Raw genomic sequence first — 1,917 nt, 5'->3', positions numbered from 1 at the left:
AGCGAAACCTGTTTTAGCGGTGTATTAATCGCATTATATCTTGGTGTTTTACGAGATTGCAGGTAGGCTTTCAATTCCTTAAACGGCTGGTGCAAGCTGCCCAAACGCATCAGCAACACCCATAATACCCACCATTTACTAAAATATTTAAAGGCAAAGTGGTAATTGTCGGCTAAAGGTAGCGTTTCAAATTCTTGATAGCTAGCTGCACTACCTATATAGCCACGGTGTAAAGCTTGCCATGATCTATCGTAATCTCTCGCAAGCTTGGTGTGGTACCCTAAGTCTTCAGGTAGTTGTTTTAAAATGAATTCCGGTAAAGCCTGAACTTGCGGAAAGGCATAAACGCCGTCGGACTTTTTGAGTCTAAAGTAATGTACCGGTTGCAGATAGGATAGAACACTAAAAGGCATTAGAGAGCTGTTTTAGGTAGGCAAAAAATATTAGGAGGCAGCACATCACCTTTTATGTACGGCTCCAGCTTCATAGTTAAAATATGATAATCAATATTTTCAAACCATGTAATGATGTCCATATTGTTATTAGTTTCAACAATTACCATAGGCTGAAACTTTAAAATGGTTTCTTTGGCACCATTTAAAATGGCCGGTTCAATACCATCCACGTCTATTTTAATCAAATCACAACCTGAGATATTTTGTTGCTTAACATAACTGTCTATGGAAATCATATCAATGGTCACCGAATTGTCAATATGATGCAGATCTAAAACGTTAGAACTGGAATGATTCAAAAACAACTGAACCGGCTTACAAACATCGCCTACTGCATTATTAACCACTGTGATGGTACGTTGTAAATCATTTTGAAAAACCGACTTGACCAAACAATCACTCACCCATGTATTCGCTTCAAAAGCAAATACTTGTCCGTTTTTAGCAAGTGTTTGCGACCAAACCAGGCTCAGGTACCCAAAATTGGCGCCTACATCAAATATTACTGCATTATCAGACCATTGCTGTTGTTTAAACAAGCTTATACTATTGTTCAATAAGGTATTTTCAATGCCCCTTTGCAATGCTCTGGCCGCAATTTTTACAGGAGCTACAAACTTAAAAGTAACCGGTTGGGTACCGTACATTCTGCTTACCTGAACTGTTGAAGTTTTATAAGTATTGTTAGTTTGAAGCAGTAAAGTTCTCAGCCATTTTAGTTTAGCAGACTGACCAAATCGCTTCTTCAGCGATGCCGGAATACTATTATACAAGGTGACTACAAACGGGTTCATATGGTAAGTTTTAATAACTTCATTTTTAAGTAATAAATGTACGCTTTTCAAGAATGGCAAAATAGCAATATTTACAAACTTAACCTATGCCAATCTTTAATTGAATCAACAGTTTAAATATTTTAAAGCACCTGCGCCGTCATAGTTTTAAAATGACAATCTGTTTTTATGATTGATAAAATGCTGAGAACTTTTCCTGCTGTGCCTTTAAACTAAACGCTTGTTCAATTCTTGTTCCGGCATTCGTAATGATATACTCACGTTCTTGATCCGATAATTCTATCGCTTTTAGCAGGACTTGGGCCAAACTATGCGGCTCACGTTTGGGTACCACAAAGCCAGTAATACCATCAACTACATTTTCCGGCAGTGCACCGCCATCGGACACAATGCAAAAACAACCCGAAGCCTGCGCTTCTAGCACCGCATTGCAAAATCCTTCGGTTTGACTGTATTGCATATAGATATCTGCCGTTTTCATAGCGTTTAATACAGCCTCATGTGGTTGCGCACCCACCAGTCTTACTTCGTTACTCAATCCTAATTGATGAATGGCGAACATGAGGGGTTCATATAACTCTCCTGAACCAATAATGCTATATTGAAATCGATGAGCTGGATACTTTTGTTTAAAAATTGCCAAAGCCTCTAAGGTTTCCATAAAACCT

3 protein-coding genes are annotated in these 1,917 nt (G+C 38.4%); all 3 read right to left on the bottom strand.

Annotation, left to right across the window (positions count from 1 at the left end; all coding sequences use genetic code 11):
* A partial coding sequence (locus KG708_RS17400) for a hypothetical protein (RefSeq protein ID WP_213611898.1) occupies positions 1–413 on the bottom strand: 413 nt, incomplete at its 3' end.
* On the bottom strand, positions 413–1,249 hold the full coding sequence (locus KG708_RS17395) for an FkbM family methyltransferase (RefSeq protein ID WP_213611896.1): 837 nt from the start codon (positions 1,247–1,249) through the stop codon (positions 413–415). The genes KG708_RS17400 and KG708_RS17395, both read right to left, overlap by 1 nt.
* A gap of 166 nt (positions 1,250–1,415) precedes the next feature.
* Positions 1,416–1,917 (bottom strand): glycosyltransferase (locus KG708_RS17390; RefSeq protein ID WP_213611894.1); only part of this gene is annotated, 502 nt, incomplete at its 5' end.

The sequence above is a fragment of the Pseudoalteromonas sp. genome, assembly GCF_018402495.1.
Lineage (GTDB): Bacteria > Pseudomonadota > Gammaproteobacteria > Enterobacterales > Alteromonadaceae > Pseudoalteromonas.
Note: the sequence above shows the minus strand (reverse complement) of the source record. Positions and strands in the feature narration are given on the sequence as shown.